A 4,417-nucleotide genomic window follows, 5' to 3' on the forward strand; every position below is an offset into this window, starting at 1 on the left:
GCGTGAACTACTTCTTAGCTAAAGACTAAGAAGCTTCCTGCTTCATTCCCCGAACTTCTGTTCACCATTCCACAGGCTCTTCCCGCAGTCCCTGCGGTGTTTAAGTTATATAACTTGAGATATCAAAGAACATAACTACTTGGCTGTCGTAATTACAATACTAACAATGCTTATATGATATATACTTTATTTATTATGTGACGCTTACATCCCCGAAGCTAAAGACATCGGGGTTTTACGCTTCAGATTATAAAATAGAAAGTAAAGTAAAATGCAGTTCACTTCAAAATAGAGCATAGGATTCTTACGATTATGACACCTGAACAAATTAAACCTGTAATCGCCATTATGAGGCCTGAGAGATATCTGAGTGAGTCAACAGGACTTGCACGATCCATGGGTTTTGACCCTCTTGCAGTTCCCATGGCAGAGCTGAGCAATATAAAAGACAGCGTATACGATGGCTTTTTCTCAAGGGTCATGCAGGGAGAGACTGACTGTGTGATCTTTGCCGGCCCTGCTGAGATAGAATATGCATTAAAGAAAATACCTCCCCCCATGAGACCCCAGTTCATTGAAACGCTTAATAAGAGGCATATTGTAGCTGTTAACCCGGAAACAAAGGAATCTCTAGATGCAGCGGGTATTAAAGTAGATGCAATGCCCGACATATGCAACACTGAAGAAATCGCCGCATACATGCAGGACTATGCAGATGAAGCTATAATCGATGTAGTTTATGGTGCCCCGGGTTCCAATGCATTCACTGACCACCTGCAGGATTTCGGCGCGACTGTATATGAAACAAGGGTTTACAACCTCATCGACCCAGATAAAGAAGAGCAGGAACAGTTCATCAGAACAGTAATGCAGGGCAATATAGACATATTTGCTTTTACCGACCCCACGACCGTACACAACTTCTTCGATCATGCCAAACGACAAGGTCTCGATAAAGATGTGGCACAGGTACTAAATGCTTCAATCGTTGCAGCCATCGGGGATTCTACCGCACACGCACTGAAACTGTTCAGGGTAAAAGCAGGGGTCACACCTGAGAACTTCACATTTGAAGAACTGCTGAAAGCCTCAATGCAAGAGTATAAAGATAAAAAAGACAGGAAGTAACCATTACTTCAAGAGTCTTTTATGATTTCAGGGTCAGCTTCATCCACCTGGCAGGCCAGTGATGAGTAGATGCTGCTGATACCTTCCATTATCCTGAAACCAGTGGCTGTGATCATGTAATCGCCTCTTTCATGCCTTTGCATGATGATACCTGCCTCTGCGAGTTTCTGGAGATGGAAAAGAAGGTTACCACCCCGAAGACCGGTCAACTGGGACAGGGAGGAAAATGATTGTGTACTGCCGGTCAGTGCCTTGAGTATCTCAAAACGTTTCTCATGGCACAGAGGTTCAAGCATTCCGTCAACAATCTCTCTGGGCGGCACCATGGAAATTTCCTGTTGTTTCCCTTTATTAGAGTCATACACCTTCATAGACTCCATAAGATTGACCTGTTTTGCGAACAATTGAGCCACTTCAGAGTAGCATACCTCACATTTATCGTAAGGAAGTACCGATCTCAGTCTGGCCAGCTCCGACTTGTTATTTTTGACTGCATCTTCCTGAGAGTTATCCTGCCGGATAAGATTGGAATTCTTGCGCAGAAAACTGTTGAATATGGAAGCGCATTCCGTCCGACGGTCACATTTTTTCACCATATTCTTTTCAAGGCTTGACTTTGCATCCTCATTAATGTAGGACTCAATGGCACCCAGGTAATTGCTTTTCAGGTAGGCGAATACAGTATCGATATTCTGCCTGTTGGTCTGCTCTATAATGAGCTTCATATCTTTTTGCATCTCATAGAGCTTTGACTTTATCTCCGATAGATCGGAACCGCCATCATGTATTTGATCCTGATGATTATCCATGTATAGAGTATTGCTCCCGGCCTAATAAAGGTTCCCTGAAGATACCAGAAGGTCACGGAAGTATACACGAATGCATCTAGTACATTCCAGCGCCGATAAAGTATATACCAGTAACCGTGCAATTATGTATTACTGCCAATTCCCGGGAATGCAGAACAAAAATAAGAGTTGGTATAATATGAACGTCAGAGAAGTAATTCATGGACAGATAGCTGCAGGACTTGCAAATGCAAAATTCCCGATCGAAACACCTGAAGATCTCATTGCAGCGTTTCCGGCAGGAGCCAGCACGACCTGCAAGGCAGGCGATCTTGAGGTAACAGCCGGAGAAGCAGGAAAACTGCTCACACCCGCCGACTTTCCCTTCAAGAGTGCAAAGGCTGTTGCCGATACGATTGTTGAAAGGGCAGGTCTCTAAGCCCTTTCCCATATTTTGTAGGATTAAGAAAGGGCTAATCCCCACCTTTTCAAAGGTGGGATACAGCCTCAGAGATCTGTACGCTGTGAGAGGGGCAGAGCAAGACCCTCCCATCAGCCTGAAGACACTACCTGCAATAGAAGCTTTGACTGCCATCCACCGGGGACCCTATCAGGAAGTAGGTGTTGCATATACCCGCCTCTTCGAGTATATGGCAGAACAGGGGCTGGAACTTGCAGGCCCATCAAGGGCACTGTACCTCAACCCTGAAGAGGTTACACAAGAAGAACTCATGAGCGAGATACAGCTGCCTGTAAAGTAAGTATGGATATGCATGGCAGGACAGAGGATAGGCCAAAGCTGCAAGATTATAGCTACCGCTTGTTTACTTCCTGCCAGTGCACATTAAATTAGCTGAACAACGGGTAGCAAAAATGCTGCTAATGGAACTATATACCCCTTGGACAGCATTTATTCCCATTTATGGGCATGCAGTTCATCGTACTTCCAGAATGCCCAGTCGTCTACCAGTTCATCTTCTGGAAGGTCTTTCATGAACTTAGGCAGAATGCCGATGGTGTTGCGTATGTCGTCAACTGTCTCTTTATATACTTCGTTATATGCTCCCATAATCTAATACCCCAAAACCGTATTCATTTACAGCTTTATAAATATAATGCATGTAAAAGCAGCAACTTGAAAAGCTGTAGTGGCTTTTGACAAGTCCGGATAACTGCTTAGATCTAAAGGAATAAATCAGATGGAAGCAATGGTTTTGCCATGTTCTGCAAACACGCGGATAATGACCACGTAGAAGTCCTTCCCGGTATCCGGATGAGAACCACGGTTCATAGGAACAGTACTCTGATGGCAGAATTTGTCATGAAGAAAGGAAACATCCTTCCCGAGCATGACCATGTACATGAGCAGACAGGATATCTCGTTTCCGGCTGCATAAGCCTGTGTTGGAGATGAGAACTTTAAGGTGAATGCAGGCGATTCATGGAACATTCCGGGCAATGTACCCCACAGCGCCCGGATAATCGAAGATTCTGTCGCAATTGAAGAAAGTTACGCTGCGCATTCCCCCGTCTTCAGACGAGGGTTAGCATCGTCCCTGCGAAGGCATTACTCCAGTAAACAATATCAATAAAAAAAGCATACACATATCAAACAAAAAAGAAGGATCTTTTTATGGTACGCAAGCCAAAGAATGCTGATAATCTTTATGGATATATTTACGAGATATATCCTGATGATGAACAGATTATCCAGATCAACAAGACCTTCGGCTGTGTTCGTTTTATCTATAATTACTACTTGGCTCAACAAACAGAAGACTACAAGAAGAACAAGTTGCCATGGAATGCTACCAGATGGAACAATCATTGTAATCAGGTACTCAAGGATCAGCATACATGGCTTAAGGAAGTTGACAAGTTTGCTATTACAAATGCTCTGATCCATCTGGCATCTGCTTACATGAATTGTTATGTTGATCTTAATTCCAATCCACCTTCCTTCAAATCCAAGCATTCCAAGTTTCAGTCATACACTACCAATATGACAAATAACAACATCAAAGTTGATCATGAGAAAAGAGCAATCCAACTACCAAAGCTTGGCAAGGTAAAAACTCATCTGCATCGGGAGTTCAACGGAAATATCAAGAGTGCAACCATTTCCCGGACACCAGACAACAGATACTTTGTCTCTTTACTGATCAATGTAGAACCCCTGCCAGGAAAACCAAAAGAAAACAACAACATCATTGCATTAGATGTTGGTATCAAGGATTACCTGATAGATAATAGCGGTAATAAAGTTTCGAATCCGAAACATTACAAAAACAACGAGAAGAAACTCGCTCAAAGACAGCATGACCTTTCAAAGAAACAGGAAGGCAGCAAGAACTATGAGAAACAAAGACTGCATGTTGCCAAAATGCATTCAAGAACGGCAAAGTGCAGAGCTGATTTTCTCCATAAACTGAGTTATGGGATAGTAAAAGAGAACCAAATTATTATCTCGGAAGATCTCAGCATCCTGTCAATGTCAAATG

Annotated in this window: 7 protein-coding genes; 4 read left to right on the forward strand and 3 right to left on the reverse strand. The window is 43.2% G+C overall.

All coding sequences use genetic code 11. The annotated features are described in order from the left end of the window. Nucleotides 1-312 precede the first annotated feature (312 nt). Nucleotides 313-1,128 (forward strand): uroporphyrinogen-III synthase, encoded by an 816-nt coding sequence (locus Q8J68_RS12680; protein ID WP_305311882.1) that lies wholly within the window; start codon nt 313-315, stop codon nt 1,126-1,128. Between the two features lie 8 nt (nt 1,129-1,136). Here Q8J68_RS12680 and Q8J68_RS12685 read toward each other — a convergent pair whose 3' ends face one another. Then, nucleotides 1,137-1,937 (reverse strand): winged helix-turn-helix domain-containing protein, encoded by an 801-nt coding sequence (locus Q8J68_RS12685; protein ID WP_305311883.1) that lies wholly within the window; start codon nt 1,935-1,937, stop codon nt 1,137-1,139. A gap of 178 nt (nt 1,938-2,115) precedes the next feature. On the opposite strand from Q8J68_RS12685, the gene Q8J68_RS12690 reads away from it, so the two are divergent. Together Q8J68_RS12690 and Q8J68_RS12695 are read left to right on the forward strand one after the other, a co-directional pair. Then, entirely contained in the window at nt 2,116-2,355 is a 240-nt protein-coding gene (locus tag Q8J68_RS12690) for an MTH865 family protein (RefSeq protein WP_305311884.1), read from the forward strand. A 55-nt stretch (nt 2,356-2,410) separates the two neighbouring features. Then, nucleotides 2,411-2,677, forward strand: coding sequence for a GyrI-like domain-containing protein (locus Q8J68_RS12695; RefSeq protein WP_305311885.1), 267 nt, complete (start codon nt 2,411-2,413; stop codon nt 2,675-2,677). Nucleotides 2,678-2,826: 149 nt separating this feature from the next. Here Q8J68_RS12695 and Q8J68_RS12700 read toward each other — a convergent pair whose 3' ends face one another. Next, nucleotides 2,827-2,985, reverse strand: a complete 159-nt coding sequence (locus tag Q8J68_RS12700; protein ID WP_305311886.1) for a hypothetical protein — start codon at nt 2,983-2,985, stop codon at nt 2,827-2,829. A 126-nt stretch (nt 2,986-3,111) separates the two neighbouring features. Continuing rightward, nucleotides 3,112-3,366, reverse strand: a complete 255-nt coding sequence (locus Q8J68_RS12705) for a hypothetical protein (protein WP_305311887.1) — start codon at nt 3,364-3,366, stop codon at nt 3,112-3,114. 183 nt (nt 3,367-3,549) lie between these two features. Here Q8J68_RS12705 and Q8J68_RS12710 point away from each other — a divergent pair. Beyond that, nucleotides 3,550-4,417: RNA-guided endonuclease TnpB family protein (locus tag Q8J68_RS12710; RefSeq protein WP_305311888.1), on the forward strand; the 868-nt coding region annotated here is incomplete at its 3' end.

This window comes from Methanolobus sp., assembly GCF_030682845.1.
Lineage (GTDB): Archaea > Halobacteriota > Methanosarcinia > Methanosarcinales > Methanosarcinaceae > Methanolobus.

Bases quoted from the DNA above. Each gene is read 5' to 3' on its own strand.
- Q8J68_RS12680 (WP_305311882.1), top strand. From the start codon at position 313: ATGACACCTGAACAAATTAAACCTGTAATCGCCATTATGAGGCCTGAG.
- Q8J68_RS12685 (WP_305311883.1), bottom strand. From the start codon at position 1,937: ATGGATAATCATCAGGATCAAATACATGATGGCGGTTCCGATCTATCG.
- Q8J68_RS12690 (WP_305311884.1), top strand. From the start codon at position 2,116: ATGAACGTCAGAGAAGTAATTCATGGACAGATAGCTGCAGGACTTGCA.
- Q8J68_RS12700 (WP_305311886.1), bottom strand. From the start codon at position 2,985: ATGGGAGCATATAACGAAGTATATAAAGAGACAGTTGACGACATACGC.
- Q8J68_RS12705 (WP_305311887.1), bottom strand. From the start codon at position 3,366: ATGTTCCATGAATCGCCTGCATTCACCTTAAAGTTCTCATCTCCAACA.